This window comes from Pseudomonas sp. B1-22, from assembly GCF_050474425.1.
Lineage (GTDB): Bacteria > Pseudomonadota > Gammaproteobacteria > Pseudomonadales > Pseudomonadaceae > Pseudomonas.
Genome location: NZ_JBCHVH010000005.1, coordinates 628,333 through 654,708 on the forward strand (window position 1 = coordinate 628,333; position 26,376 = coordinate 654,708).

Here is a 26,376-nt window from a genome sequence, read left to right on the forward strand (position 1 = left end):
GTAGGTTAATTCTGTGTTAAGGCTCCTTCACCTATATCTGCAGCCATACCGAATCACACCGGACACGTTATGGTTTCCCACCGCCACCTCGCCCTGCTCATCCTGCTGGGCGGCCTGTTGTTCTTTACCGCCCTGGGCAATCACCAGTTGCAGGGTTCCACCGAGCCGCGGGTGGCCGGCATCGCGATGGAGATGTACCTCGACCACGACTGGGTGACGCCCCGTCTGAACGGCCTGCCCTTCCTGGAAAAGCCGCCGCTCAGCCTGTGGCTGGACGTCACCGCCATGCGCCTGTTCGGGCCGACTGCGCTGGCAGCGCGCCTGGCCTCGGCGTTCGCCGGGCTGTTCTGCGTCCTGCTGCTCTACGGCACGCTCAGGCGCATCGGCCGGCCGCCGCTGCTGACGCTGTTCGCCGCGCTGATGCTGCTGACCATGGCGAGCTTCTGGAGCAACGCCCGCCAGGTGGGCGAAGACGCCCTGCTCGCCCTCGGCGTGACGCTGGCGCTGCTGTCCTACCTGCAGGCCTGGCTCAGGTCGCCGGGCAAGCCGGGCCACTGGCTGGCCTTCGCGTTCGGCATCACCCTCGCCACCCTGAGCAAAGGCGTGCTGGGCCTGGCTCTGCCCGGCGTGGTGATCTTCACCTGCCTGCTCTGGGACACCTTCGCCCGACGCCGCCTGGAGATCGGCGCCTGGCTCCGTCCGGCGCTCTGGACAGTGCTGGGCCTGGTCCCGCTGCTCGTCTGGCTGATGTTCCTCTACCGCGACGGCGGCGTCGCGGCGCTGCAGGAAATCCTCTGGACCAACAGCGTCGGACGCTTCAGCGGCTCGTTCAGCGAAGCCGGGCACTTCGAACCTTTCTACTACTACCTGGTGCGCCTGCCGCAGGCGTTCCTGCCGTGGAACCTGCTGCTCTATCTCGGGCTCTGGCATTTCCGCAAACGCCTGGCGAGCGACCGCTACCTGCTGTTCTTCTGCCTCTGGCTGGCGGCGCAATTCACCCTGCTGACCTTCGCCTCCAGCAAGCGCATGGTCTACCTGATGTCGCTCGCCCCGGCGGCGGCGGTGATCGGCGCCGAGTATGGTCACGAACTGCTGCAGCGCTGGCAGGCCCGTGACGCGGAATGGGCGCAGCGGGGCCGCAGCACGCTGCTCGTCCTGATGCTGCTGGTACCCGGCTTCTACCTGGGCTACGCGCTGTGGATCGAACCGCGCGCGGACCAGAAGGAATCCTTCCTGCCGCTGACCCAGGAGATTCGCCAGCAGGAGTCGGCGGGCCGGCAGGTCACGCTGTTCCAACCCAGCGAACGCCTGGCCGGCGCCGCCGTGTTCTACAGCCGCAGCCGCCTGCCGGCGCTGGACACGCAGGAGCAACTGATGGCGCAACTGACCCAGCCCGGCGGCCACGTGGCCGTGCTGGAAAGCCTGGAGACGCCACAGCCGCCGCTGAGCGTGCTGCAGCATTACCGCGTCGGCCAGCGCGACTACTACTTCGTCGGTCACGAATGAGGCGGCATTGACCTGCCCGCGTACCAAGGCCGCCGCAAGCGGCTAACCTTGCTGCATCGCCACTGCCGCACAGGAGCCGCTTCCCTTGGCGAAGCCCCCGTCGATCCTCAGCCTGCCCTTTCGCCGCCTGGCCAACCCCTACACCCGCTACCGCTACGCCGCCTGGATCCACTGCATCCGGGTCGGCCTGGCGCTGCTGGCGTCGATGCTGCTGACCAGCGCGCTGAAACTGCCCCACGGCCTCTGGGCCTCGATAACGGTGCTGGTAGTGATGGGCGGGCTGGTGCACCAGGGCACCATTCGCGGCAAGTCCTATGAACGGGTCGTCGGCACCCTGGTCGGCGCAGCGCTGGGCCTGTGCGTGATCGCCGTCTACGACCAGACCCGCTCCCAACTCCTGGCCTACCTGCTGATGTCGGTGCTGGGCGCCGCCTCGGCGTTCTTCGCCATCCGCCGCCCGGGCTATGTCGCGCTGCTGGCGGGGATCACCCTGTGCATCGTCGCCGGCCCCGGCGAAACCGGGTTCACCGAGGGGCTGTGGCGCTCGGCCAACGTGCTGATCGGGGTCGCCGTCGCCCTGCTCTTTTCGCAGATCTACCCGCTGCGGGCAGTCTACGTCTGGCGCTACCTGCTCTCGGACAACCTGCGGGCCTGCGCGCGGATGTACGGGCAACTCTCGTCCAACCACGACTTCAGCCCGGAACATTTCGCCCGCCAGCTGGAAGAACTGGACCACCGCCTGGTGGCCTCGCGCGCCCACCTGGGGCCGGTGGCACGGGAAACCGGGATGCCGTTGCGCGACCTGGAGATCATCCAGCGCATCCACCGCGCGGTGATGGGCACCCTCGAATCGCTGATCGCCTCGCGCCAGTTCGCCGCCCAGGCCGGCGAGATCGAACCGGTGCCAGCCAGCCTGGATCACCACCGGCAACTGATCGGCCGCCTGCTGCTGCAATCGGCCCATGCCCTGAAATTCAGCCGCACCAGCAAGCTGGTGCAGGCCTGCCAGGGTTTGGAGAACCTCTCCGCGCGCCCGCTCAACCTCACCGATTCCTTCGAGAAGCAAGGCTTCTACTGGCTGACGCTGCGCCTGTACGAACAGGTGGAGATGCTCTCGGAGAAGCTCGCCGCCACGGCACCGCACTGGAACATCCAGAGCCGCGACCGCAGCTGAGTGGAGAATGAAACCGGCCCGGCAGCTTGCGCTCCGGGCCGGTGTTCAACGCAAGGCTTGCGACGCGCCGCCAATCAAGCCCCGAAACCGCCGTCGATGGTCAGGCTGGCACCCGTGATATAGCCGGCTTCCGGGCCGGCCAGGTAGGCCACGAAGGCGGCGATTTCTTCCGCGCGGCCATAACGGCCCACTGCCATCAAATCCATCAGGGATGCCGCAAAGTCGCTGTCGGCCGGGTTCATGTCGGTGTCCACCGGGCCGGGCTGCACGTTGTTGACGGTGATGCCGCGCGGGCCGAGGTCACGGGCCAGGCCCTTGGTCAGGCCGACAATGGCCGACTTGCTCATGGCGTACACGGAGCCACCACCGAAGGGCATGCGATCGGCGTTGGTGCTGCCGATGGTAATGATCCGGCCGCCCTCGCCCATGTGCCGTGCGGCGGCCTGGGTGGCGACGAAGACGCTGCGCACGTTCACCGCCAGGGTGCGGTCGAAGTCGTCCAGGCTGAATTCTTCCACCGGGGCGATGGCCAGCACGCCGGCATTGTTCACCAGGATGTCGATACGGCCGAATCGCTGGGCGGCGCTGTCGATGGCGGCCTGCACGGAGGCGGCGTCGGCGCTGTCGGCCTTGATCGCCAGGGCACGACCGCCGCTGGCTTCGATGCTGGCGGCGAGGTCTTCGGCCTTCTGCGCCGAGCTGACGTAGGTGAAGGCCACGGCGGCGCCTTCATTGGCCAGGCGCTGCACGATGGCGGCGCCGATGCCGCGGGAGCCGCCTTGAACGAAAGCGACTTTGCCGGTGAGGGATTGAGTAGTGGTCATTGCGTGTCTCCGGGAATCAGTGGGGGAGTCAATTCGACGGGGCCAGTTTCTCGCTCATACTCCTGACCCGGTAGCCGGTAATCGCTATATTCAGTCGATACCAAACGTCCGGAATACCGCCCATGGAAAGCCTGATCAGTATCGAATGCTTCGTACGCAGCGCCGAAGCCGGCAGTTTCGCCGCCGCCGCGCGGCGCCTGGGGCTGACACCGGCGGCGGTGAGCAAGAACGTCGCCCGGCTGGAGAACAACCTGGGAGTGCGGCTGTTCCAGCGTAGTACCCGCAGCCTGGCCCTGACCGAAGCGGGCGAACGATTTCTCGATGAAGCCAGCGGCGGCCTGGCCAGCCTGCAGAGCGCGATCGCCAACCTGGCCAGCGCCGACGGCCAGCCCAGCGGCGTACTGAAAGTGAGCATGGGCCTGGTGTTCGGCCGCGACTACATCCTGCCGCTGCTGCCGGACTTCCTCGACCGCTACCCGGCGATCCGCCCGGACTGGCACTTCGACAACCGCCAGGTAGACCTGATCGCCGAGGGCTTCGACGCAGCCATCGGCGGCGGCTTCGAACTGCCACCGGGCGTCGTGGCGCGCAAGCTGTCGCCGGCGCACCTGGTGCTGCTGGCCTCGCCGGCCTATCTCGACGCCCATCCGCCGATCCGCTACCCGAGCGACCTGCCCAGCCACGATGGCATCCGCATCCGCTCGCCGCAGACCGGTCGGGTGCGCCCCTGGCCGCTGGTCAACCGCCAGCACGCGCAGGCGCCCATCGCCCTGAAGGAGCGCATGACCCTGAGCGACCCGGAAGCGGCCTGCTTCGCCGCCCTGAAGGGGCTGGGCATCACCCTGGTCAGCATGCAGCACGCGTTGCCCTACCTGGATGACGGCAGGCTGGTACGGGTGCTGCCGGAGTGGTACGTGGATGCCGGCAACACCGCCATCTACTACGCCGCGCAGAAGCTGTTGCCGGCCAAGACCCGGGTGTTCGTCGAGTACGTGGTGGAGCACTTCCGCGAGAGCGGGCTGGGGCAGCGGTTTTCGGCGATCTAACGCGGCCGAGTTACCCGTTGGCGTTATCCGCCGCTTTGGCTTTGGGTGTTTCTGCGCCGCTTCGGCGTGCGCGGGGACTTATTGTTTCGCCCCCTCGGGCGAGTCCCTTTTGTCAAACGACACAAAAGGAACCAAAAGGTCTTGCCCCATCATCCGGCCCCGGCTTCGCCGGGGTTCCCTCGCTCCATCGAAGTTTCAGGGGCACGCCGCGAAGGGCCATCCCTGGCCCATCGCGGCTCTCGCGGCATCCATGCCGCTCAACCCCTGAAACTCCGACTCCACTCGGCCTCCTGAAGGGGCACTCGGAGTGCGCGGATGTTTCACTGGAAGTCTTCAGAGCAAAACCCAAAACCGGAGATATGGGCTCTTCGTAGGAGCGAGCTTGCTCGCGAACCGCACGGCACGGCATTCCCCCGTAGGAGAGACGGGGGCGCCTAGCCCTTGTCCGCGAAATCCATCACGGATGAACCTGCTCCTACAGGGAGGCACGTGGCTTGGCACCCGTGTAGGAGCGGACTCCGTCCGCGAAATGAAAAGCCCCGCACTGGCGGGGCTTTCATCTTGCGCGGGTAATCAGCCGCAGTTGACCTGCTGCACCACCTGATGATCATCGACGTCGATGTTCAACCGCTGGGAGTTGTACTCCATGGTGACCGGCTGATGCGGACGCAGCACACGCGCCACGCTGGCGCCAGCATCGCGGCGGGCCTGCTCGGTCAGGGTCGGGTCGATGATCTTGCCGATCAGCGCTTGCGCGGCCTTGGCGTCACAGCTGGCGGACTGCTCCGACGGCGTTTGCGAAGCTTGCGAGGCGGTGTCGGACGAGGTGTCCTTGGCGCTGCAACCGGTCAGCGCGGCCACGGCGAAAAGCGACAGCAGGGTCACTCGGTTCAAGGGCATGGAAAGTCTCCCTGAGGGTTGGTGAAAAGCGGCACCTTACCAGCATGACGTCCCGGACGGGGCATCGAAGTATTGCAACCTGATGCACGGAACGCCCGGCGCAGAGCCGGCACGCTGCCTTTTACACAACTTTTACACTGGGCGGCCTTACCAATCGTTGCGGGCGGATGTCTCATGGATAACGGGCACCATGCCGGGGCCCCAGGAGGTCCATCATGCTTCGTCGTCTTCCCCAGTTCGCCGTACTCTGCGGTTGCCTGGCCCTTGCCGGACAGGCAGCGGCCAACAGCAACAGCGATGCCGCCGCCATCGGCGCGGTAGTCGGCGCCGTGGTCGGCGGGGCGATCGTCGCCGGGTCAACGCCGGCGCCTTACTATGCGCCGCCTCCGCCTGCCTATTACCCGCCGCCCCCGGTGGCCTACTACCCGCCACCGCCGCCGGTGTACTACCAGCCGGTTCCGGTCTACCAACCGGTCTATCGGCCCTACTACCGATCGGTCGTGGTGGTGCCGGGGCCGCGCTACTACGGTCCGCGCTACTACGCGCCCCGCTACTACGGCCCGGGTTATTACGGCCCGCCGGGACACTACTACCGCCACTGGTAAACCACGCAGGCCCCGTTTCGCGCGGGGCCTTTCGATTCCATGACCCCGTAGAGGGCGCTAGCCGTGGCGCCCGGTCCCCGCGCGCTTGTCCATGAACAGGTTGCCGGCCAGTTCCTCGAACAACGTCACCACCGCACGCAGGGCACGGCAGTCGGGGCGCGTCAGCAGCCACAGGTGTGTGCTGCATCCCGGCAGCTCCCCCTCCAGCACTCGCAGGCCGTCGTCAGGACGCAGCAGGAAGGCGGGAAGCGCCGCCAACCCGAGGCCCGCGCGGCACAGATCGAGCACCGAGAGCATGCTGTTGCAGCGGTAGGCCGGGACCACCGCCGGGAATGCCTGGCGGCGCCAGGCGACACTGGAGTGATCGGGCAGGAAGTCGTCCGGGGCGATCCAGCTCATCTCCTGCCAGGGCCGCTTGCCCTGCTCGGCGAGGTAGTCGCGGTGGGCGCAGAGGACGTAATGCACATCGCCGAGGTTGCGCCCGACCAGGTGCTCCGGGGGCGACGTGGTCAGGCGCAGGGCGATATCAGCATCGCGGCGGCTGAGGTTGGCGAAGGCGTTGGAGGTGGTCAGTTCCAGGTTGAGCGCCGGGTAACGCTTCATGAAACGCGCCAGTGCCGGCAGCAGCAGGCCTTGCAGCACAGTGTCGGAGCAGGTCAGGCGCACGGTGCCGCTGAGCACGTCGTGCCCCTGTTCCAGGCTCAGCCGCGCGGTCTCCAGCGCCTGCTCGGCCAGTTCCGCCTGACTGGCGATCTGCTGGGCGGTGGCGGTGGGCAGGTAGCCGTGACGGCCCTTCTCGAACAACGCAGTGCCCAACGCCTTCTCCAATCGGCGCACGGCGCGGAACACCGTGGAGACATCCACGTCCAGCAACTCCGCCGCGCGGGCCAGGCTGCCGCCACGCACCAGCGCCAGCACCAGGGCGAGATCGGCGTACTCGAGACGATATTGCATAGACGCACTCCGGCATTGCACAACCGCCAATTTTGGTTGCACCAGCGCAACTATAAATTGCTCCCATCGGCCCGCCAATGGGCCTCGGCGCAAAGGGGAGCGACACATGGGACGGCAACGCAAGGTTCTGCGCATTGGTTTGATCGGCGACCGTGACAGTCGCGTCATCGCGCACTGGGCGATTCCCCTGGCGCTGCAACAGTCCCTGCTGCCCCACAGCGGCACCCTGCGCGTGGACTGGCTGGATACGCCCCGCCTGGCGGCCGGCCTGCCGCTGCATACCTATTCCGGCTTCTGGTGCATCCCCGGCAGCCCCTATCACGACACCGAAGGAGCACTGCGGGCGATCACCCATGCCCGTACCCACGACGTGCCGTTCCTCGGCACCTGCGGCGGCTTCCAGCACGCCCTGCTGGAACGCGCCCGCCAGGTGCTCGGCTGGCAGGACGCCGCCCATGGAGAGACCGACCCGGACGCCGGGCGCCCGGTGATCCATGCCCTGCCCTGCTCGCTGGTGGAAGTCAGCGAAACCATCGCGCTGAGTCCCGGCTCGCGCCTGGCCGCGATCTACGGCCTGCCCAGCATCCGCGAAGGCTATCGCTGCAGCTACGGGGTGAACCCCGAGTTCCAGGACGAGCTGTTCGGCGACACCCTGCGCGCCTGTGCCCATGGCGAGGACGGCAGCATCCGTGCGCTGGAGGCCACGGACCACCCGTTCTTCCTCGCCACTCTGTTCCAGCCCGAACGCAAGGCGCTCGCCGGCGTCGGCGTGCCGCTGGCCCAGGCCTTTCTCACCGCCGCCTTCAAATACGCAGCCAGCCGAGTCGGGAGCCCCGCATGATCGCCAGCACACCCCAACCGCCTTACTACGCCGTGGTCTTCACTTCCCTGCGCAGCGAGCAGGACGAAGGCTATGCCGACACCGCCGCGCGCATGCTGGAGCTGGCCGCCGGGCAGGAGGGTTTCCTCGGCGTCGAGTCCGCTCGGGGACCCGACGGGCTCGGCATCACCGTGTCCTACTGGCGCGACGAAGCCGCCATCGGCCATTGGCGGGAAGAGTGCGAACACCGCAATGCCCGGAAGCGCGGGCGGCAGGACTGGTACGACACCTTCCAGGTGAGGGTCTGTCGGGTCGAGCGCGCCTACGGATTCGAACGCTGAACGACCGCTGGTCCCTCATGGAAATCGCCTTCACTGGCAGTGGAGAAATCCTACATTCGATTTCCCCACCCATTCCTAGGATGACGCCGTCCTGATCACTCGCCGCGAGGTGAATCGACGTGCGTCTCCCCTGCTGGCTTCCCGCGCTCCTGCTGTGCGCCACCTGCTCTCCCGGCCTTGCGCTGGCCGATGACTTCGATGCGCCCTCCTGGCGACGCTACGAGCTCGACGCGCTGGAGCAGCAACTCGTCCGCCCGGCCATGCGCCAGAGCCCACCGCGCCCGGCAACGACCATTGCGCCGACCCGCGGGCGACGCTCTGTCGACACGACCCGCATCGTCGCCCGTGCCCACGAGCTGATCGGCGAGCCCTACCGTTGGGGCGGTGAAAGCCTGGAAGAAGGTTTCGATTGCAGCGGCCTGCTGGTCTACCTGTACGACAGCATCGCCAACCGCAAGCTGCCCCGCACCACGGCCTCGATGATTGCCCAGCGCGGCAACGAAGTGGACCGCGACGAGCTGCGTCCCGGCGACGCCGTGTTCTTCAACCACAACGGCAGCGGCCAGACCCGCCACGTCGGCCTGTACATCGGCGAGCAGCGCTTCATCCACGCGCCGAGCACCGGCAAGACCATCCGCATCGACTCGCTCGACAACAGCTACTGGCAGCGCAGCTACACCACCGCGCGGCGGTTCAGTGGGTGATCCATCGAAAAGATGAAACCCGAGTCACTAGCGGATTTCGAATCAGAAAAGACCTACACGGAATAGGTCTATCACCACATTCCTGCACGCCGCGAGGTTCCTAAGATAGCGCTCCGTTTCACCCAGGCCACACGATGTACGAACCATGCGTCCGCTTCTTTTCCTCAACATAACCCTGCTAATTGCCCTGGCCGCTCCGTTTTGCGAGGCCAGGGAGCCCGTAAAAGCTGCCCATGGCCACAAGGCTGTTGCCGGCCTCTCGCGTACGGCACAGGCCAAGACGCTCAATCGCAATGTCGTGCGCCTGCACCAGCCGGCCACCCGCCCGCTGCAGGCCGGGGTACACGACAGCCGTCGTGCCACCAATTCCCGCGTGGTCGCCCGCGCCCGCCAGCTGCTCGGCATTCCCTACCGCCGCGGCGGCACCTCGGTGAGCAGCGGGTTCGACTGCAGTGGCCTGCTGGTCTACCTGTTCCGTACCGAAGCGGGCATGAAGGTGCCGCGTACCACCGGGGAAATGATCCAGAAGGGTGGCCAGCGCGTCGGCCGGGATCAACTCAAGCCGGGCGATGCGGTGTTCTTCAACCGCAATGGGCGCGGCAACGTCAGCCATGTCGGCCTCTACATCGGCAACGACCAGTTCATTCATGCGCCCAGTTCCGGCGGCCGTATCCGCCAGGATTCGCTGGCCAACAGTTACTGGGAACGCAGTTTCACCACCGCTCGCCGCTTCAACGGCTGACCCTCCGCCGCCACTGCAAGAACCGATTGAGAACCCGACGATGCCCAGCCTGATGGTCGAAATAGTGCGCTTTACCGACGAGTGTTTCGCCGGCTGGGCAGAGTGCCGGCTGATCGATGCCGGAGGTCGTGACTGGCGCTTCCTCAAGCGCCGTTCGCTGGTCCAGGCGGATGACGCCGATGATCAGCTGCCCGCCGTCGGCCGCATCGACTGCGAGGTGCTCGAACGCCTTAACGGCACCGCCCTGGTCAGCACCGCCAAGCCGCGCGGCATCAAGTCCATCGACGGCGAGAGCCGCTTCCGTATCCCGCTGAGCGCGCTGATCGAGGACTGACTCCCCGTCAGTCCCGCGTTGCCTGCCCTTCCTCAGCGATTTTCGCGGCATCCCAGCCACCGCCCAGCGCGGCGATCAGTTGCACGCTGGCGGTCAACCGACTGCCCTGCAGGGTCAGCAGGGTGCGCTCGTTGGACAACGCGCTGGTCTGGGTGGTGACCACGTTGCTGTAGTCGATGGTGCCGGCCTTGTACTGGTTGAAGGTCAGGCGCAGCGCTTCGCGGGCGGCGTCCAGCGCTTCCTGCTGCACACCGCTCTCCTCTTCCAGCACCTTGAGCTGGACCATGTAGTCCTCCACCTCGCGGAAGCTGTCCAGCACGGTCTGCCGGTAGCTGGCCACGGTCTGGTCGTAACTGGCCTCGGCCTGCTCGACCTGGGAGGCGATCAGGCCACCGTCGAACAGGGTCATGGCGAACTGCGGACCGATGGACCAGTAGCGGTTGGGCGTCTCGATCCAGTTCTGGAAGCTGCCGCTGCGGTAGCCACCGGCGGCGGTCAAGGTCAGGTCGGGGAACCAGGCAGCCTTGGCCACGCCGATCTGCGCGTTGGCGGCGATCACCTTGCGCTCGGCCGAAGCCACGTCCGGGCGACGCTGCAGCAGTTCCGACGGCAGCAGACCGGGCACCTGCGGCAGCGCCGGCACGGCATCCACGGCGGCGAGGGAGAACTGCGCCGGCGGCACGCCAACCAGCACGGCAATGGCGTGCTCCAGCTGGGCGCGCTGGTATTTCAGGTCGATGGCCTGGGCCTGGGTGCTCTTGAGCTGGGTGCGCGCCTGGGCCACGTCGGCCTTGGTGACGATGCCGGCGTTGTACTGGTTCTCGGTGAGTTTCAGCGAGCGCTCATAGGCGACCACCGTGTCGTTGAGCAGCTTGATCTGCCGGTCCATGACACGCAGTTGCAGGTAGTCCTGGGTCAGCTCCGACTGCAGCGACAGGCGCGAGGCGGCGAGATCGGCGGCGCTGGCATCCATGCTCGCGGTGTCGGCTTCCAGCTGGCGGCGCAGCTTGCCCCACAGGTCCAGTTCCCAGCTCACGCCGAGACTGGCGTCATAGCTGTTGGAGATGCCACCGCCGCCACCGCTGGCCACGGTGGAGCCATCCGGCAGACGCACGCTGCCGCCGCTGCCGGTGCCCTGGCCGGAGCGGGTCTTGCCGGCGTCGGCGCTGATAGTCGGGAAGAACGAAGAACGCGCGCCCTTGGCCAATGCCTGGGCCTGGCGATAGGACGCCACCGATTGCGCCAGGGTCTGGTTGGCGGCGACCAGGCGGGTCTGCAGGTCGTTCAGCGTGGCGTCGCCGTACAGCTCCCACCAGGCGCCGTGGTTGAAGCCGTCCTGGGGCTTGGCCAGTTGCCAGCCCTCGCCCTCCTTGAAGCCGGCGGGCACCGTCAGCTCGGGGCGCTGGTAGTCCGGGCCGATGGCGCAACCGGCCAGGGCCACGGCGAGCGCCAATGGGAGAAGAGAACGGGAGCGGATCATACGGGTGTCTCCAGGGCGCCGTCGGTGCGCACGCCGCGCTTCTTGTTGACCCAATGGCGCAGGCGGTCGAGGTAGAGGTAGACGACGGGGGTGGTGTACAGGGTCAGCAACTGGCTGCCGATCAGGCCGCCGACGATGGTCATGCCCAGCGGGCGGCGCAGCGCGGCGTCGCCGCCGACGCCGAAGATCAGCGGCAAGGCGCCGAGGATGGCGGCCAGGGTGGTCATCATGATCGGCCGGAAGCGCTTCATGCAGGCCTCCAGGATCGCGTCGCGCGGCGACAGGCCGAGGCTGCGTTCGGCGTCGAGGGCAAAGTCGATCATCATGATGGCGTTCTTCTTCACGATGCCGATCAGCAGGATCACCCCGATCAGCGCGATCAGCGACAGCTCGGTGCGGAACAGCATCAGCGTGAGCAGCGCCCCCACGCCGGCGGACGGCAGCGTCGAGAGGATGGTCAGCGGGTGCACGTAGCTCTCGTAGAGGATGCCGAGCACGATGTACACCGACACCAGCGCCAGCAGGATCAGCCAGGGCATGTTGTTCTGGGTGTCCTGCACCGCGCCGGCGCTGCCTTCGAAGGTGGCCTGGATATCGATGGGCAGGTGCAACGGCTCCAGCGCCGCCATCACCGCGTCGCGGGCCGGGCCGATCAGCGCGCCGGGCGCCAGGTTGAAGGAGAAGGTGGTCGCGGCGAACTGCCCCTGGTGGTTGACCGTCAGCGGCGCGCGGCTCGGCTCCACGTGGGTGAAGGCCGACAGCGGCACGCGCTGGCCGTCGCCGCCGATCACGTAGACCTGGCGCAGCTCTTCCGGCGACTCCTGGTAGGGCTGATCCACCTCCATCACCACGTGGTACTGGTTCAGCGGATTGAAGATGGTCGACACCTGGCGCTGGCCGTAGGAGTTGTTCAGCACCGCGTCCACGTCGGCGACGTTGACCCCGAGGCTGGCGGCGCGGTCGCGGTCGATCACCAGGCGGCTCTGCACGCCCTTGTCCTGGGCGTCGCTGTTGACGTCCACCAGCTGCGGCACCTTGTTCAGCACCGCCTCGACCTTCGGCCCCCACTCGCGCAGCAGAGCCAGGTCGTCGCTGCGCAGGGTGAATTCGTACTGGGCGTTGCTCTGCCGGCCGCCGATGCGCACGTCCTGGCCGGCCTGCAGGTAGAGCGTGGCGCCGGGAATCTTCGCCAGCTGCTTGCGCAGACGGTTGACGATGACATCCGCCGAGTCGCGCTCGCCGATGTCCTTCAGGGTGACGAAGAAGGAGCCGGTGTTGCTCGACTGCCACTTGCCGCCGCCGACGAAGCCCACCACGTTCTCCACGCCCGGATCGGCGGAGAGGATGGTGCGGAACTGCGCCATCTTCTGGTCCAGCGCCTGGAACGAGATGCTCTGGTCGGCCACCGCGAAGCCACGCAGGCGTCCGGAATCCTGCTGCGGCAGGAAGCCCTTGGGCACCACCACGAACAGGTAGACGTTCAGCGCGATGCAGCCGAGCATGATGACCACCATCAGCCGCGAATGCTCCAGCGCCCAGCTCAGGCTCGCGCGGTAACGCAGCATGAAGGCGACGAAGTAGCGATTGGTCTGGCGCGCCACCGAGGCTTTCTGCGGCCGCTCGATGGGCTTGAGCAGCCGCGCGCAGAGCATCGGCGTCAGGGTCAGGGACACCACCAGCGAGACCAGGATGGCCGCCGCCAGGGTCACCGAGAATTCACGGAACAGCCGCCCGGTGATGCCGCCCATCAGCAGCAGCGGGATGAACACCGCCACCAGCGACAGGGTCATCGACAGCACGGTGAAGCTCACTTCGCGCGCACCGCGAATGGCCGCCTTGAGCGGCGGGTCGCCCTCCTCGATGCGCCGGGCGATGTTCTCCACGACGACGATGGCGTCGTCCACCACGAAGCCGGTGGCGATGATCAGCGCCATCAGCGACAGGTTGTTCAGCGAGAAGCCGCACAGGTACATGACCGCGAAGGTGCCCACCAGCGACACCGGCACCGCGAGGCTGGGGATCAACGTGGCGCGGCCGTTGCGCAGGAACAGGTAGACCACCAGGATCACCAGCATCACCGAGATGATCAGGGTCAGCTCGGCCTCGTCCAGGGAGGAGCGGATCGACGGGCTGCGGTCGTCCATCACCGACAGCTTCACCTGCGGGCCGAGCACGTCCTGGATGATCGGCAGCTGCTCGTGGATGGCGTCGGTGGCCTCGATGATGTTGGCGCCCGGCTGGCGGGTGATGATCAGCAGCACCGCCGGCAGGTTGTCGGAGAAGCCGGCGTTGCGCACGTCCTCCACCGAGTCGGAAACCTTGGCCACATCCCTCAGGCGCACCGCCGCGCCGGTCTCGGCGTTGTAGTGGACGATCAGCGGCGCGTATTCGCTGGCCTTGCGCAGCTGGTCGTTGGAGTCCACCTGCCAGTGCCGCCCGCCGAATTCCAGCGAGCCCTTGGGCCCATCGGCGTTGGTGTTGTCGATGGCGGTGCGCACGTTGTCCAGGGAGATGCCGTACTGGCTGAGCTGGTCCGGGTTGACGTCGACCCGCACCGCCGGCAGCGAGGAGCCGCCGATGCTCACCTGGCCCACACCCTTCACCTGCGCCAGCTTGGGCGAGACGATGGTCGAGGCGAGGTCGTACATCTGCCCGCGGGAATAGGTGTCCGAGGTCAGGGTGAGGATCATGATCGGCATGTCCGACGGGTTCGCCTTGCGGTACGTCGGGTTGTTCGGCATGCCGGTGGGTAACAGGCTCATCGCCGCGTTGATCGCCGACTGCACCTCCCGCGCGGCACCGTCGATGTCCTTGGACAGGTCGAACTGCACGATGATGGTGGTGTTGCCCAGCGAACTGCTGGAGGTCATGTCGGTGATCCCGGCGATGCGCCCCAGGGCGCGTTCCAGCGGGGTCGCCACGGAGGAGGCCATGGTCTCCGGGCTGGCGCCGGGCAGCGCCGCCTGCACCAGGATGGTCGGGAAATCCACGTTGGGCAGCGGCGCCACCGGCAGCAGGCCGAACGACAGGATGCCGGCCAGCATCAGCGCCAGGGTCAGCAGGCTGGTGGCGACCGGACGCAGGATGAACGGGCGCGACAGATTCATCACCCGCGCTCCGCCGGATCGATGCTGTTCACGTCCAGGCCATGGCGGCCGCGCCAGGCGGCCCAGCGCGCGGCCAGGCGGTCGAAGTACAGGTAGATCACCGGGGTGGTGAACAGGGTCAGCAACTGGCTCAGCAGCAGGCCGCCGACCATGGTCACGCCCAGCGGCCGGCGCAGCTCGGCGCCGGCGCCGCCGGCGAGCATCAGCGGCAGCGCGCCGAGCAGTGCGGCCATGGTGGTCATCAGGATCGGCCGGAAGCGCAGCAGGCAGGCCTGGTAGATCGCCTCATGGGGCGGCTTGCCCTCGTTGCGTTCGGCATCCAGGGCGAAGTCGATCATCATGATCGCGTTCTTCTTGACGATGCCGATCAGCAGGATGATGCCGATGATCGCCACGATGCCGATGTCCTGCCCCGCCAGCATCAGCGCCAGCAGCGCGCCCACGCCCGCCGAGGGCAACGTGGAGAGGATGGTTACCGGGTGGATGAAGCTCTCGTAGAGAATCCCCAGCACGATGTACATGGTGACGATGGACGCCAGCACCAGCAGCAGGGTGTTCGACAGCGACGACTCGAACGCCTGCGCCGCGCCACGGAAGCTGCCCTGCAGGCTCACCGGCAGTTCCATCTGCGCCTCGACGCCGCGGATCGCCTGCACTGCCTCGCCCAGGGCGACGCCCTTGGCCAGGTTGAAGGAGATGGTCGCGGCCGGGAACTGGGCGATGTGGTTGACCGCCAGCAGGGTGTGGCGCTCCTCGACCTTCGCCAGGCTCGACAGGCGCACCTGGGTGCCGTCGCTGGCGGGCACGTAGAGGTTGTCCAGCGACTGCGGGCCGATCTGGAATTCCGGCGCCACCTCCAGCACCACGCGGTACTGGGTAGCCTGGGTGAAGATGGTGGAGATCAGCCGCTGGCCGAAGGCGTTGTACAGCACACTGTCGATGCTCGACAGGCTCACGCCCAGGCGCGAGGCGGTGTCGCGGTCGATATTGATGTAGGCCTGCAGGCCCTTGTCCTGCCAGTCGCTGGCGACATCCACCAGCTCCGGCAACTGCTCCAGATGGTCCACCAGTTTCGGTACCCATTCGGACAGCACCTCAGGGTCGGCGTCCTGCAGGGTGAACTGGTACTGGGTACGGGCGATGCGGTCTTCGATGGTCAGGTCCTGCACCGGCTGCAGGTACAGGCGGATGCCCGGGACCTTGTCCAGCTCCGGTTGCAGGCGCTGGATCACTTCGGTGGCGGTGACGTCGCGGTCGGCGTGGGGCTTCAGGTTGATCAGCAGCCGGCCGGTGTTGAGCGTGGCGTTGGTGCCGTCGACGCCGATGAAGGACGACAGGCTTTCCACCGCCGGGTCCTGCAGCACCACCTTGGCCAGGTCCTGCTGGCGGCCCGCCATGGCCTGGAAGGAAATCGACTGCGGCGCCTCGGCGATGCCCTGGATCACCCCGGTGTCCTGCACCGGGAAGAAGCCCTTGGGCATGACCACATAGAGCAGCGCGGTGAACGCCAGGGTGGCGATGGCCACCAGCAGAGTCAGCGGCTGATGACGCAGGACCACGCGCAGCGCGGCGGCGTAGCGCTCGATCATGCGCTCGATGAAGCGGCCGGCGGCCCGGGCGAAGCGCCCTTCCTTCTCCGGCTCGACGTGGCGCAGCAGCTTGGCGCTGAGCATCGGCGTCAGGGTCAGGGAGACGAAGCCGGAAATCAGGATCGCCACCGCCAGGGTGATGGCGAACTCGCGGAACAGCCGCCCGGCCACGTCGCCCATGAACAGCAGCGGGATCAGCACGGCGATCAGCGAGAAAGTCAGCGAGATGATGGTGAAGCCGATCTGTTTCGAGCCCTTGAGCGCGGCATCCAGCGGCGAGTCGCCCTGCTCCAGGTAGCGGGCGATGTTCTCCACCATGACGATGGCGTCGTCCACCACGAAGCCGGTGGCGATGGTCAGGGCCATCAGCGTCAGGTTGTTGATCGAGAAGCCGGCGAGGTACATCACGCCGAAGGTGCCGATCAGCGACAGCGGCACGGCGAAGCTGGGAATCAGGGTCGCGGAGAGATTGCGCAGGAACAGGAAGGTGACCATCACCACCAGGCAGACGGCGAGCAGCAGCTCGAACTGCACGTCCGCCACCGAAGCGCGGATGGTCGTGGTGCGGTCGGTGAGCACCGTCACTTCGAGGCTGCCCGGCAGGTTCGCCTGCAACTGCGGCAGCATCTGCTTGATGCTGTCCACCACCTCGATGACGTTGGCGCCCGGCTGGCGCTGGATGTTCAGCACCACCGCCGGCGAGGTGTTGGCCCAGGCGGCCAGGCGCACGTTCTCGGCGTCGTCTTCCACGCTGGCCACGTCACGCACGCGCAACGGCGAGCCGTTCTTGTAGGCGATGATCAGGTCGCGGTAGGCGTCGGCGGACTTGAGCTGGTCGTTGGCGTCCAGGGTCGAGGAGCGGGTCGGACCGTCGAAGCTGCCCTTGGGGCCGTTGAGGTTGTTGTTGGTGACGGTGGTCTGCAGGTCCTGCAGGCTCAGGCCGGCCGAGGCCAGGGCCGCCGGGTTGGCGCGGATGCGCACGGCCGGGCGCTGGCCGCCGCTGATGCTGACCAGGCCGACGCCGGAAATCTGCGAAATCTTCTGCGCAAGACGGGTGTCGACCAGGTCCTGGATCTGCGGCAGCGGCATGTCCTTGGACATCACCGCCAGGGTCAGGATCGGCGCATCCGCCGGGTTCACCTTGCTGTACACCGGCTGGTTCGGCAGGTCCTTGGGCAGCAGGCTCTGCGCGGTGTTGATCGCCGCCTGCACTTCCTGCTCGGCCACGTCGAGGTTCACCTGCAGGCTGAACTGCAGGGTGATCACCGAGGCGCCGCCGGAGCTGGTGGACGACATCTCGTTCAGGCCGGGAATCTGCCCCAGCTGGTTCTCCAGCGGCGCGGTGACCGAGGAGGTCATGATGTCCGGGCTGGCGCCGGGGTACAGGGTCACCACCTGGATGGTCGGGTAGTCCACCTCCGGCAGCGCCGAGATCGGCAGGAAGCGGTAGGCGATGATCCCCGACAGCAGGATTGCCACCATCAACAGCGTGGTGGCGACCGGCCGCAGGATGAACAGGCGTGACGGGTTCATTCGCTCTTACCGCTGTCCTGGACCGGGCTGTCCGAACCGAACGGCTTGGCGGTGGACTTGTCGCCGTCCTGGCTGGCGGCGGCGCGGGCCTTCTCGTCGGAAGCGACGATGTTCAGGCGCATGCCGTCGCGCAGGCGGTCGGTGCCCTCGACGACCACCCGGTCGCCCTCCTTCAGGCCCTCGCTGACCACCACCCGCTCGCCCTCGCTGGTGCCCAGGGTGACGAGCTGGCGCTTGGCCTTGTCGTCCTCACCGACCCTATACACGTAGGTGCCGTCGTTGCCGCGCTGCACGGCGTTGGCCGGGATGGTCAGCACGCCCTGCAGGGTCTCGGCGAGCAGGCGCACGTTGACGAACTGGTTGGGGAACAACTTGTGGTCGTCGTTATCGAAACCGGCCTTGAGCTTGACGGTGCCGGTGGTGGTGTCGATCTGGTTGTCCAGGGTTTTCAGCACTCCGGTAGCCAGGGTCTGGTTCTGGTTGCGGTCCAGCGCCTGGACCGGCACCGGCTTGTTGCCGTACAGCTCGCGGGCGATGGTGCCGAGCTGCTGCTGCGGCAGGCTGAACACCACGGAGATCGGCTTGACCTGGGTGATGACCACCAGCGGCGTGGTGTCGCCGGAGGTGACCAGGTTGCCCACGTCCACCTGGCGCAGGCCGACGCGACCGGAGATGGGCGCGCGCACCTGGGTGAATTCGAGGTTGAGCCTGGCGTCGGCGACCTGGCCTTCGTTGGTCTTCAGGGTGCCTTGGTACTGGCGCACCAGGGCTTCCTGGGTGTCCAGGGTCTGCTTGGCGATGGAGTCCTCGGCGTACAGCCCCTTGTAGCGAGCCAGATCGATCTGCGCGTTCTTCAGCTGCGCCTGGTTCTGCAGCAAAGTGCCCTGGGCCTGATCCAGCGCGGCCTGGAACGGGCGCGGGTCGATCACCGCGAGCACGTCGCCGGCCTTAACCTCCTGGCCTTCCTGGAACGGCACCTTGACCAGTTGGCCGCTGACCCGCGCGCGGACGTTGACCGTGTTGTAGGCCGTGACGGTGCCCAGCGCGTGGTAGTGCACCGGCAGGTCACCCTTGAGCACCGGCGCGACGCTGACCGTCACCGCCGCGCCCTGCCCCGCCGCCATCTGTCCCGCACTCGGCCGCCCGCCACGTCCGCCGCCCTGGGCCGCCGGCGCCCCGCTGGACGTCGAGTGCAGCCACATGATCAGCCCCACCACGGCGGCGAAGATCAGCGCGGTGAAGAGCCAGGGGCGCAGGGTGCGGAGTTTGGAGGGCATTCCATTGCTTGGGGTCATGGTCGTCGTCATGGCGAAAAGAAAAGAGGATAGCGAGGCTGAACGATAAGCACAGCGAGGCCGCAGGCAAAGTCTCTTTACCCGCTATTTACCTTTGATTTACCGGAGGTTACGAATTTTCCAGGACGTTGCGACCCGGATCGGCCGGAAGGGTTCCGACCAGCCGGGCCGACCTTGCAGATCGGCCCGGTTGTCACATCAACGCAGGAGCATCAGCGCCGGAGTATCAGCTCAGGGCAGCGATGGCGGCGGCGTAGTTCGGCTCGTCGGCGATTTCGCCAACCAGCTCGCTGTGCAGCACCTTGTTCTGCTCGTCCAGAACGACGACTGCGCGGGCAGCCAGGCCGACCAGCGGACCGCTGGAGATGGCCACACCGTAGTTGGCGAGGAATTCGCGGCCACGCAGGGTGGACAGGTTGACCACGTTCTCCAGGCCTTCGGCGCCGCAGAAGCGCGCCTGGGCGAACGGCAGATCGGCGGAAACGCACAGCACGACAGTGTTGGCCAGCTTGCTGGCTTCAGCGTTGAACTTGCGCACGGAGGTGGCGCAGGTCGGGGTGTCGACGCTGGGGAAGATGTTCAGCACCTTGCGCTTGCCGGCGTAGTTTTCCAGGGAGACGTCGGACAGGTCGCCAGCGACCAGCTTGAGGGCCGGAGCCTGTTCGCCTTTCTGCGGCAGCTTGCCGTCGACGGAAACCGGATTGCCCTTGAGGGTGACTTGAGCCATTGCTTGGATCCTTCTGGTGAGGGGTGGCAGCGCTGGCGGAGTGCCAACACCGCCCGAGGTATCGGGGCCGGGGGCAAATCCTAGCACGACTTGCCTGAGTGGAACGCTCGGGATATTGGGGCGTGGGTTCCGGCTGCGGATTTCCTCGGATATCGACAGCGAAACCTGGCCCCTGTAGGAGCGGACTCCGTCCGCGATGCTCTTGCTCTCGTAGGGCGAATAACGCCTCTGGCGTTATCCGCCGTCTTGCTCGGTGTTTCTGCGCCGCTTCGGCGTGTGCTGAAAGATTTTGTTTCGCCCCCTCGGGCGAGTCCCTTTTGGGGCCCAAAAGGAACCAAAAGGCCTTGCCCCTGCATCCGGTTTTTCGCTTAGGCGAAAAATGCCCTCGCTCCGTCGAAGTTTCAGGGGCACGCGTCGACGGGCCATCCCTGGCCCGACGACGCTCTCGCGGCATCCATGCCGCTCAACCCCTGAAACTCCGACTCCACTCGGCCTCCTGAAGGGGCGCTCCGGAGTGCGCGGGCGTTTTTCTGGAAATCCTCAGAGCAAAAGCCGGAGCAATGAGAAGCCCCCGTAGGAGCGGACCTTGTCCGCGAAATCTTGCCACTGCACCCACGTTTCAGGATGAACGCCTGTAGGACCGAAGCCCCCTCACCACCTCCGCTCCGCAAACAGCTGCGCGAGCCAATCGGAAAACACCCGCAACCGCCGCGACATCTGCCGTCGCACCGGATACAGAACACTCAGTGCCAACGGCGGTGGTCGCCACTGCTCCAGCACCTCCACCAGCTCGCCACTGGCCAGCCCGTCGCACAGGTGATAACGCGGCGCCTGGATCATTCCGAAACCGGCACGGCAGGCGGCGATATAGGCATCGGCGTTGTTCACCGTGATCCGGCTCGGCAACCGGGTGGTAAGCAACCGGTCCCCGAAACGAAACTCCAGGTCGAAGATGCGTCCGCTGGATGCCGACTGGTAGTTCACCGCCAGGTGCCCGGCCAGCCGATCCGGATGCTCCGGCACGCCATATTCCTCCAGGTAGGAGCGACTCACGCAGGTGAGCTGCTCCAGCTCGGCGATACGCCGGCCCACCAGGCTGGAATCCGGCAGATCGCCCGCGCGCAGCACGCAATCCACGCCCTCGCGCACCAGGTCCACCTGGCGATCGTTGAGGCTCAGCTCCAGCTCGATCTGCGGATAGCGGCGGCAGAACGCCGGCAGTGCCGGGATCACCACCAGCCGCCCCAGCGAGCTGGGCAGGTCGACCCGCAACTTGCCGCGCGGGTTGCCCGGCGACTCGGAAAAGCAGTTCTCCGCCTCCTCCAGGTCCTCCAGCAACCGCACGCAGCGTTCGTAGTAGGCCTGGCCGTCAGGCGTGACGCTGACCTGGCGGGTGGTGCGACGCAGCAGTTGCACGCTCAGGTGCGACTCCAGCTGCTGGATCAGCTGGGTCACGCTGGCGCGCGGCAGCTGCAGGCTGTCCGCGGCCTTGCCGAAGGCCTTGAGCTCGACAATGCGGGTGAACACCTGCATGGCCTGCACGCGATCCATGGCGAGGACTCCGATTATTCATTCCGAGCAAATAGTTAAACCGTAATCAGCCGGTTTATCCATTCCAGCCAAACAACAAGAATGAATCCGCTTCCCCATTTCCCGGAGAACTGAGCATGAAAACCCGCCGTCTCGGCCCGCAGGGCCCCAGCGTTTCCACCATCGGCCTCGGCTGCATGGGCATGTCCGACTTCTACACCACCGGCATCGACGAGAAGGAATCCATCGCTACCCTGCACCGCGCCCTGGAACTGGGTGTCACGCTGTTCGACACCGCCGACGTCTATGGCCCGCACACCAACGAAGAACTCCTCGGCCGCGCACTGAAAGGCAAGCGCGAGCAGATTTTCCTGGCCACCAAGTTCGGCCTGGTACGCAACCCGGACCAGCCCGCGAGCCGTGGTGCCGACGGACGCCCGGAGTACGTGCGGCAAGCCGTGGAAGGCAGCCTCAAGCGCCTGGGCACTGACCACATCGACCTCTACTACCAGCACCGCGTCGACCCGTCGGTGCCCATCGAGGAAACCGTCGGCGCCATGGCCGAGCTGGTGCGGGCCGGCAAGGTGCGCTACCTGGGCCTGAGCGAAGCCTCGGCCGAGACTCTGGAGCGCGCCCACAAGGTCCACCCGATCACCGCCCTGCAAAGCGAATATTCCCTATGGACCCGCGACCCGGAGGAAAACGGCGTGCTGGACACCTGCCGCCGCCTGGGTATCGGCTTCGTCCCCTACAGCCCGCTGGGGCGCGGCTTCCTCACTGGCGCCCTGAAGAGTCCGGACGATTTCGCCGAAGATGACTACCGCCGCTTCAACCCGCGCTTCACCGGGGAAAACTTCGCCAAAAACCTGCAACTGGTGGAGAAAGTCGGCGAAATGGCCGCCGAGCGCGGGGTGAAACCCTCGCAGCTGGCGTTGGCCTGGGTGCTGGCGCAAGGCGAGCACCTGGTTCCGATTCCCGGCACCAAGCAGCGCAAGTACCTGGAGGAGAACGTCGCCGCCGTGGCGCTGGAGCTCAGTCCGGCGGAGCTGGCCGAAATCGACGCCATCTTCCCCGCCGGAGCCGCCGCCGGCGGGCGCTACAGCGAAGAGGTGATGCGCCTGATCCAGTGAGCCTGCGCCACGCAAGCGAACGCCAGCGGTTATGCTGGCGTTCGCTTGATGGAGGCCCCATGCGACGGATTCCCGCCCTGCTGTTGCTGACCCTGTCCTGCGCCGCACTGGCGCAGGAAGACTGCCGGATCACCGCCGTTCACAGCGGCGACCTGCTCAATTGCCAGGGCAGCGATGGCACCTCCGCGAGCATTCACCTGCGCGGCATTGACGCCCCTGCGACGGATCAGGCGCTCGGCGAGCAAGCGCGGGAGACGCTGCAGCAACTGGCGCTGGGCAAGACCGCCAGCCTGCACGCAGCACGACGAGAAGCGGACGGATCACTGCGCGCAGCGGTCTGGGTCGAGCCGGCCGACTGCCCCGGCTGCGGCCACACGCTGGACGTGGGCCGTGCGCTGCTGAGCGTGGGTCTGGCACGTTGGCGTCAGACCGACGCGCAGACGGCCGAGGAGAAAGGCCAGTACGAATTCGAGGAGCAGGAAGCACGGGCGCGCCGCATCGGCCTGTGGCGCGCCCCTTGAGAACTCAGCGCTCCGCGCGGAAACGCAGGTACTCCACCACTTCGGCCTGGGTGCCACGGAACTCGATGCGCGACTCCTTGCTCTCACGCTGGAAGGCGTACATCGGGTCGTAGTATTCGCCCAGCAGCCCTTCGATCCAGCCCCGGTGCAGATCCACCGCGCCGCTGCGCTTCTGCTCGTCCAGCGCCGCGTCCATGATCGCGGCCAGGCGCTGGTAGCGCTCGCCGCCCAGGCGTTTGACGATCCCCGACAGGCTCTTGCGCAGGTAGGCGGCGAAGGCGTCGAAACCGCCCTCCTCGCCCACCACCTGCACATGGTCGGCGCACAGGTCGATCACATAGTCCTTGAGGATGCGCTCCACGCGCTGCTCGAAGCTGTCGTCCAGCCACACCAGCGGGTAGTGCTGCATGCCCTGGTACAGCTCCAGCGGCACCGAGCAGCTACCGACGATGCGCCCTTCATCCTCCAGCACGAACTGCTCCATGCCGGCATGGCGCTTCTTCAGGATGTCGATGGCCAGGCGGTTCTCGAAATCGATCTGGGCCGGCTGCGGCGTGGCGCGACGACCGAAGGCGGAACCCCGGTGGTTGGCATGGCCTTCCAGGTCGAGGCTGTTGGCCAGTTGGGCGATCACTTCGGTCTTGCCGGTGCCGGTCAGGCCGCCGACCAGCACGAACTGGCACTCCTCGGCCGCCGCCTGGGTGGTGTCGAAAAGAAAGGCGCGCATCGCCTTGTAGCCACCGACCACACGCGGGTACTCGATGCCGGCCTCGCTCTTGAGCCACTGCTGGGTGATCTGCGAGCGCAGACCGCCGCGGAAGCAGTACAGGTAGCCCTCCGGATTGGCCTTGGCAAACGCCGCCCAGGCCTCGATGCGCGCGGTCTTGACCTTGCCGCAGACCAGCTCGTGGCCCAGGGCGATGGCCGCCTGCTGGCCATTCTGCTTGTAGCAGGTGCCAACCTTCTGCCGCTCGATGTCGTTCATCAGCGGCAGGTTCACGGTGTGCGGGAAGGCGCCCTTGTCGAACTCGACCGGGGCGCGCACGTCCATCATCTTCACATCGTTCAGAAACAGCTCGCGGTAGTGGCGGGTGTTGTCGCGCATCACACCACCTCGACCGCGTGACGCTGTCGGCCAACCAGTTCGCCGATGGGCGTCAGGTCCAGACCCAGCTCCTTCGCGGCGGCGAGGAACTGCGCCTCGCTCGCCGGCTCCACCGCCACCAGCAGCCCGCCGCTGGTCTGCGGGTCGCACAGCAACAGCTTGTGCAGCTCCGGCAGCGGCGCGATGCGCTCGCCGTAGCTGTCGAAGTTGCGCAGGGTACCGCCCGGCACGCAGCCGGCTTCCAGGTAGTACTCGACGCTGGCAAGGCGCGGCACGGCGTCGTAGCGGATGCGCGCGGTCAGCCCGCTGCCGTCGGCCATTTCCACCAGATGGCCGAGCAGGCCGAAACCGGTGACGTCGGTCATCGCCTTCACGCCGTCGAGCTTGCCGAAGCGCGAGCCGGGCTTGTTCAGGGTGCACATCCAGTCGCGGGCGACGCCCACGTCTTCGGCGCGCAGCTTGGCCTTCTTCTCGGCCGTGGTGAGGATGCCGATGCCCAGCGGCTTGGTCAGGTACAGCTTGCAGCCGACGGTGGCGGTGTCGTTGCGCTTCATGAAGCGCTTCTCGACCATGCCGGTCACCGCCAGGCCGAAGATCGGCTCGGGCGCGTCGATGGAGTGGCCACCGGCCAGCGGGATGCCGGCTTCGTCGCAGACCTTACGGCCGCCGGCGATCACCTCGCGGGCGATTTCCGGCGCCAGCACGTTCACCGGCCAACCGAGGATGGCGATCGCCATCAACGGGTCGCCGCCCATCGCGTAGATGTCGCTGATGGCGTTGGTGGCGGCGATGCGGCCGAAGTCGAAGGGATCGTCGACGATCGGCATGAAGAAGTCGGTGGTGGACACCACGCCACGCTCGGCGTCGATAGCATAGACAGCGGCGTCATCGCGCGAGGCATTGCCCACCCACAGGTTCGGGTCGAGGTTCTGCGCGCCGCTGCCGGCGAGGATGACCTCCAGGACCTTGGGGGAAATCTTGCAACCACAGCCGGCACCATGGCTGTACTGGGTCAGGCGGATCGGTTCGCTCATCGCGGACTCCGGCGAAAGAAAATCAGACCGCGATTCTAGCAAAGCCGACCTTGGCGCGGCTTGTGCCCCGGCGTATCGTCGAAATGTTTCGCAAGGGGGAATACCCGATGTCAAAACAGATCGCGCTGGTACTCGGCTCCGGCGGCGCACGGGGTTACGCGCATATCGGCGTGATCGAGGAGATCGAACGGCGCGGCTACGAGATCGTCTGCATCGCCGGTTGCTCGATGGGCTCGGTGATCGGCGGTATCTACGCCGCCGGCAAGCTGGAAGAGTACCGCGAGTGGGTGGAAAGCCTGGACTACCTGGACGTGCTGCGGCTGCTCGACGTGAGCTTCCGCCTCGGCGCCATCCGTGGCGAGCGGGTATTCGGCAAGATCCACGAAATGCTCGGCGAGATCGACATCGAAGACCTGCCGATCCCCTACACCGCCGTGGCCACCGATCTCACCAACCAGCAGGAAATCTGGTTCCAGGAAGGCTGCCTGCACCAGGCCATGCGCGCCTCGGCGGCGATCCCCAGCCTGTTCACCCCGGTCATGCAGGGCAGCCGCATGCTGGTGGACGGAGGCCTGCTCAACCCACTGCCGATCGTCCCGGTGGTTTCTACCCACGCCGACCTGATCGTCGCGGTCAACCTCAACGCCACCAATCAGCGCCAGTATTCCCTGCCAGTGATCGAGCGCCCGCCCGCGCTCATGGGCCGCTTCGACGCGGTGATTTCCGGTCTTTCCAGCAAGCTGAACTTCTTCCGCCGCACCGAGAGCGAGCCGCCACCGGAGCTGCTGCCCGATGCCCTGCTCAATCCGATGCCGGCCCTCGCGGAGGAGCCGCCCGAACCGGAAATGCAGCAACCGGCCGCCGCCCCCCTGGCCAAGGGCTCGCCACGCTCGGCCACCGGCAGCCGGGTGATCGACAGCAGCAGCCCGGCCTCGCTGCTGGAGCTGGTGAACCAGAGCTTCGAGGTGATGCAGACGTCGCTGGCGCAATACAAGATCGCCGGCTACCCGCCGGACATCCTGATCAACGTCCCCAAGCGCGTGTGCCGTTTCTTCGAGTTCTACAAGGCCCCGGAACTGATCGCCCTCGGCCGACAGATCGCCAGCGATACGCTGGATCGGTATGAGGAAGAGAATCGGTATTGACCGCCGGTGTTGTGCGGTTCGCGAGCAAGGACTGGGCGTCCCCCTCGGTCCTACAGGTCGGCGACATACCCAGGCGTATCCCTGTTAGCGCAGATTTCGTCGCGATGGATTTCGCGGACAAGGTCCGCTCCTACGAGAGCATTGCTCCGGCCCCGGCTCTGGATTTTGAAGACTTCCAGAAAAACGCCCGCGCACACCGAAGCGCCCCTTCAGGAGGCCGAGTGGAATCG

The 26,376-nt window shown here is 66.7% G+C and carries 23 protein-coding genes; 12 read left to right on the forward strand and 11 right to left on the reverse strand.

What is annotated here, in order from left to right:
* Positions 1 to 69 precede the first annotated feature (69 nt).
* Both ACQ5BL_RS21745 and ACQ5BL_RS21750 read left to right on the forward strand, forming a co-directional pair.
* Positions 70 to 1,506 carry an ArnT family glycosyltransferase gene (locus ACQ5BL_RS21745; protein WP_243809352.1) on the forward strand — a complete coding sequence of 479 codons (1,437 nt, stop codon included), beginning with the start codon at positions 70 to 72 and terminating at the stop codon, positions 1,504 to 1,506.
* An 85-nt stretch (positions 1,507 to 1,591) separates the two neighbouring features.
* Positions 1,592 to 2,680, forward strand: coding sequence for an FUSC family protein (locus tag ACQ5BL_RS21750; RefSeq protein ID WP_243809351.1), 1,089 nt, complete (start codon positions 1,592 to 1,594; stop codon positions 2,678 to 2,680).
* A gap of 74 nt (positions 2,681 to 2,754) precedes the next feature.
* Here ACQ5BL_RS21750 and ACQ5BL_RS21755 read toward each other — a convergent pair whose 3' ends face one another.
* On the reverse strand, positions 2,755 to 3,504 hold the full coding sequence (locus ACQ5BL_RS21755) for a 3-oxoacyl-ACP reductase family protein (RefSeq protein ID WP_243809350.1): 750 nt from the start codon (positions 3,502 to 3,504) through the stop codon (positions 2,755 to 2,757).
* A gap of 122 nt (positions 3,505 to 3,626) precedes the next feature.
* Between ACQ5BL_RS21755 and ACQ5BL_RS21760 the strand changes: the two genes are divergently transcribed.
* Complete coding sequence (locus tag ACQ5BL_RS21760) at positions 3,627 to 4,550, forward strand: LysR family transcriptional regulator (protein WP_243809349.1); 924 nt, start codon at positions 3,627 to 3,629, stop codon at positions 4,548 to 4,550.
* Positions 4,551 to 5,123: 573 nt separating this feature from the next.
* Here the strand turns inward: ACQ5BL_RS21760 and ACQ5BL_RS21765 are convergent.
* Entirely contained in the window at positions 5,124 to 5,450 is a 327-nt protein-coding gene (locus ACQ5BL_RS21765) for an I78 family peptidase inhibitor (protein ID WP_430293237.1), read from the reverse strand.
* 215 nt (positions 5,451 to 5,665) lie between these two features.
* On the opposite strand from ACQ5BL_RS21765, the gene ACQ5BL_RS21770 reads away from it, so the two are divergent.
* Positions 5,666 to 6,055: a hypothetical protein gene (locus ACQ5BL_RS21770; protein ID WP_430293238.1), complete on the forward strand. Its 390-nt coding sequence runs from the start codon at positions 5,666 to 5,668 to the stop codon at positions 6,053 to 6,055.
* Between the two features lie 57 nt (positions 6,056 to 6,112).
* Here the strand turns inward: ACQ5BL_RS21770 and ACQ5BL_RS21775 are convergent, their stop codons facing one another.
* Complete coding sequence (locus ACQ5BL_RS21775) at positions 6,113 to 7,030, reverse strand: LysR family transcriptional regulator (RefSeq protein ID WP_368735954.1); 918 nt, start codon at positions 7,028 to 7,030, stop codon at positions 6,113 to 6,115.
* A gap of 85 nt (positions 7,031 to 7,115) precedes the next feature.
* Between ACQ5BL_RS21775 and ACQ5BL_RS21780 the strand changes: the two genes are divergently transcribed.
* The 5 genes from ACQ5BL_RS21780 (at position 7,116) to ACQ5BL_RS21800 (ending at position 9,950) form a co-directional block, all read left to right on the forward strand.
* Entirely contained in the window at positions 7,116 to 7,850 is a 735-nt protein-coding gene (locus tag ACQ5BL_RS21780) for a CTP synthase C-terminal region-related (seleno)protein (RefSeq protein ID WP_430293239.1), read from the forward strand.
* Positions 7,847 to 8,170 (forward strand): antibiotic biosynthesis monooxygenase family protein, encoded by a 324-nt coding sequence (locus ACQ5BL_RS21785; protein ID WP_430293240.1) that lies wholly within the window; start codon positions 7,847 to 7,849, stop codon positions 8,168 to 8,170. Before ACQ5BL_RS21780 ends, ACQ5BL_RS21785 begins: the two co-directional genes overlap by 4 nt.
* 119 nt (positions 8,171 to 8,289) lie before the next feature.
* Entirely contained in the window at positions 8,290 to 8,874 is a 585-nt protein-coding gene (locus tag ACQ5BL_RS21790) for a C40 family peptidase (RefSeq protein WP_368735953.1), read from the forward strand.
* A gap of 145 nt (positions 8,875 to 9,019) precedes the next feature.
* On the forward strand, positions 9,020 to 9,616 hold the full coding sequence (locus ACQ5BL_RS21795; RefSeq protein WP_430293241.1) for a C40 family peptidase: 597 nt from the start codon (positions 9,020 to 9,022) through the stop codon (positions 9,614 to 9,616).
* Between the two features lie 40 nt (positions 9,617 to 9,656).
* On the forward strand, positions 9,657 to 9,950 hold the full coding sequence (locus ACQ5BL_RS21800; RefSeq protein WP_430293242.1) for a hypothetical protein: 294 nt from the start codon (positions 9,657 to 9,659) through the stop codon (positions 9,948 to 9,950).
* A 7-nt stretch (positions 9,951 to 9,957) separates the two neighbouring features.
* On the opposite strand, the gene ACQ5BL_RS21805 is transcribed toward ACQ5BL_RS21800, so the two are convergent.
* From ACQ5BL_RS21805 to ACQ5BL_RS21830, 6 genes are all read right to left on the reverse strand, one after another.
* Positions 9,958 to 11,430 carry an efflux transporter outer membrane subunit gene (locus tag ACQ5BL_RS21805; RefSeq protein WP_243809335.1) on the reverse strand — a complete coding sequence of 491 codons (1,473 nt, stop codon included), beginning with the start codon at positions 11,428 to 11,430 and terminating at the stop codon, positions 9,958 to 9,960.
* Positions 11,427 to 14,537, reverse strand: coding sequence for a multidrug efflux RND transporter permease subunit (locus tag ACQ5BL_RS21810; protein WP_430293243.1), 3,111 nt, complete (start codon positions 14,535 to 14,537; stop codon positions 11,427 to 11,429). Before ACQ5BL_RS21810 ends, ACQ5BL_RS21805 begins: the two co-directional genes overlap by 4 nt.
* Positions 14,537 to 17,659, reverse strand: coding sequence for an MdtB/MuxB family multidrug efflux RND transporter permease subunit (locus ACQ5BL_RS21815; protein WP_430293244.1), 3,123 nt, complete (start codon positions 17,657 to 17,659; stop codon positions 14,537 to 14,539). The genes ACQ5BL_RS21810 and ACQ5BL_RS21815 overlap by 1 nt, the downstream gene beginning before the upstream one ends.
* A complete protein-coding gene (locus ACQ5BL_RS21820; protein WP_430293245.1) occupies positions 17,656 to 18,954 on the reverse strand; it encodes an MdtA/MuxA family multidrug efflux RND transporter periplasmic adaptor subunit in 1,299 nt (432 codons plus the stop codon). Before ACQ5BL_RS21820 ends, ACQ5BL_RS21815 begins: the two co-directional genes overlap by 4 nt.
* A 226-nt stretch (positions 18,955 to 19,180) precedes the next feature.
* Positions 19,181 to 19,681, reverse strand: coding sequence for a thiol peroxidase (gene tpx, locus ACQ5BL_RS21825; RefSeq protein WP_207888345.1), 501 nt, complete (start codon positions 19,679 to 19,681; stop codon positions 19,181 to 19,183).
* A gap of 651 nt (positions 19,682 to 20,332) precedes the next feature.
* Complete coding sequence (locus ACQ5BL_RS21830; protein ID WP_430293246.1) at positions 20,333 to 21,232, reverse strand: LysR substrate-binding domain-containing protein; 900 nt, start codon at positions 21,230 to 21,232, stop codon at positions 20,333 to 20,335.
* 116 nt (positions 21,233 to 21,348) lie between these two features.
* Here ACQ5BL_RS21830 and ACQ5BL_RS21835 point away from each other — a divergent pair, with 116 nt between their 5' ends.
* A complete protein-coding gene (locus ACQ5BL_RS21835; protein WP_430293247.1) occupies positions 21,349 to 22,341 on the forward strand; it encodes an aldo/keto reductase in 993 nt (330 codons plus the stop codon).
* A 59-nt stretch (positions 22,342 to 22,400) separates the two neighbouring features.
* A complete protein-coding gene (locus ACQ5BL_RS21840) occupies positions 22,401 to 22,862 on the forward strand; it encodes a thermonuclease family protein (protein WP_430293248.1) in 462 nt (153 codons plus the stop codon).
* Between the two features lie 4 nt (positions 22,863 to 22,866).
* On the opposite strand, the gene mnmH is transcribed toward ACQ5BL_RS21840, so the two are convergent.
* Positions 22,867 to 23,967, reverse strand: a complete 1,101-nt coding sequence (mnmH, locus tag ACQ5BL_RS21845) for a tRNA 2-selenouridine(34) synthase MnmH (protein WP_430293249.1) — start codon at positions 23,965 to 23,967, stop codon at positions 22,867 to 22,869.
* The gene (gene selD / locus ACQ5BL_RS21850; protein ID WP_430293250.1) at positions 23,967 to 25,001 is read right to left on the reverse strand and encodes a selenide, water dikinase SelD; all 1,035 of its coding nucleotides are present in this window, start codon (positions 24,999 to 25,001) and stop codon (positions 23,967 to 23,969) included. Before selD ends, mnmH begins: the two co-directional genes overlap by 1 nt.
* Before the next feature lie 107 nt (positions 25,002 to 25,108).
* Here selD and ACQ5BL_RS21855 point away from each other — a divergent pair, with 107 nt between their 5' ends.
* Complete coding sequence (locus tag ACQ5BL_RS21855) at positions 25,109 to 26,146, forward strand: patatin-like phospholipase family protein (RefSeq protein WP_430293251.1); 1,038 nt, start codon at positions 25,109 to 25,111, stop codon at positions 26,144 to 26,146.
* Positions 26,147 to 26,376 lie beyond the last annotated feature (230 nt).

Coding starts and splice junctions, on each gene's coding strand:
- ACQ5BL_RS21745 (WP_243809352.1), top strand. CDS start 70: ATGGTTTCCCACCGCCACCTCGCCCTGCTCATCCTGCTGGGCGGCCTG.
- ACQ5BL_RS21755 (WP_243809350.1), bottom strand. CDS start 3,504: ATGACCACTACTCAATCCCTCACCGGCAAAGTCGCTTTCGTTCAAGGC.
- ACQ5BL_RS21760 (WP_243809349.1), top strand. CDS start 3,627: ATGGAAAGCCTGATCAGTATCGAATGCTTCGTACGCAGCGCCGAAGCC.
- ACQ5BL_RS21765 (WP_430293237.1), bottom strand. CDS start 5,450: ATGCCCTTGAACCGAGTGACCCTGCTGTCGCTTTTCGCCGTGGCCGCG.
- ACQ5BL_RS21770 (WP_430293238.1), top strand. CDS start 5,666: ATGCTTCGTCGTCTTCCCCAGTTCGCCGTACTCTGCGGTTGCCTGGCC.
- ACQ5BL_RS21780 (WP_430293239.1), top strand. CDS start 7,116: ATGGGACGGCAACGCAAGGTTCTGCGCATTGGTTTGATCGGCGACCGT.
- ACQ5BL_RS21785 (WP_430293240.1), top strand. CDS start 7,847: ATGATCGCCAGCACACCCCAACCGCCTTACTACGCCGTGGTCTTCACT.
- ACQ5BL_RS21795 (WP_430293241.1), top strand. CDS start 9,020: ATGCGTCCGCTTCTTTTCCTCAACATAACCCTGCTAATTGCCCTGGCC.
- ACQ5BL_RS21800 (WP_430293242.1), top strand. CDS start 9,657: ATGCCCAGCCTGATGGTCGAAATAGTGCGCTTTACCGACGAGTGTTTC.
- ACQ5BL_RS21805 (WP_243809335.1), bottom strand. CDS start 11,430: ATGATCCGCTCCCGTTCTCTTCTCCCATTGGCGCTCGCCGTGGCCCTG.
- ACQ5BL_RS21810 (WP_430293243.1), bottom strand. CDS start 14,537: ATGAATCTGTCGCGCCCGTTCATCCTGCGTCCGGTCGCCACCAGCCTG.
- ACQ5BL_RS21815 (WP_430293244.1), bottom strand. CDS start 17,659: ATGAACCCGTCACGCCTGTTCATCCTGCGGCCGGTCGCCACCACGCTG.
- ACQ5BL_RS21820 (WP_430293245.1), bottom strand. CDS start 18,954: ATGACCCCAAGCAATGGAATGCCCTCCAAACTCCGCACCCTGCGCCCC.
- tpx (WP_207888345.1), bottom strand. CDS start 19,681: ATGGCTCAAGTCACCCTCAAGGGCAATCCGGTTTCCGTCGACGGCAAG.
- ACQ5BL_RS21830 (WP_430293246.1), bottom strand. CDS start 21,232: ATGGATCGCGTGCAGGCCATGCAGGTGTTCACCCGCATTGTCGAGCTC.
- ACQ5BL_RS21835 (WP_430293247.1), top strand. CDS start 21,349: ATGAAAACCCGCCGTCTCGGCCCGCAGGGCCCCAGCGTTTCCACCATC.
- ACQ5BL_RS21840 (WP_430293248.1), top strand. CDS start 22,401: ATGCGACGGATTCCCGCCCTGCTGTTGCTGACCCTGTCCTGCGCCGCA.
- mnmH (WP_430293249.1), bottom strand. CDS start 23,967: ATGCGCGACAACACCCGCCACTACCGCGAGCTGTTTCTGAACGATGTG.
- selD (WP_430293250.1), bottom strand. CDS start 25,001: ATGAGCGAACCGATCCGCCTGACCCAGTACAGCCATGGTGCCGGCTGT.
- ACQ5BL_RS21855 (WP_430293251.1), top strand. CDS start 25,109: ATGTCAAAACAGATCGCGCTGGTACTCGGCTCCGGCGGCGCACGGGGT.